General features: G+C 62.4%; 1 protein-coding gene. It reads left to right on the top strand.

The window, feature by feature from the left end:
- A partial coding sequence (locus OQ477_RS20885; protein ID WP_265973610.1) for a hypothetical protein occupies window positions 1-245 on the top strand: 245 nt, incomplete at both ends.

The raw sequence follows: 245 nt of genomic DNA, 5'->3' as shown, positions 1-245 counted from the left end.
GCAACAGGAATAACCGGAACCACGGGCCCAACCGGCCCAACAGGGGCAACGGGAGTAACGGGCTCAACCGGAGTAACAGGCCCAACCGGCGCGACTGGCTCAACTGGAATCACGGGTCCAACCGGAGAAACTGGCTCGACCGGAGATACCGGAGTGACTGGAGCAACGGGGATAACAGGAGCAACAGGAATAACCGGAACCACGGGCCCAACCGGCCCAACAGGGGCAACGGGAGTAACGGGCTC

The organism is Bacillus sp. ChL18 (genome assembly GCF_026241425.1).
Taxonomy (GTDB): domain Bacteria; phylum Bacillota; class Bacilli; order Bacillales; family Bacillaceae; genus Bacillus; species Bacillus velezensis.
This window is presented reverse-complemented; position numbering and strand designations above follow the sequence as displayed.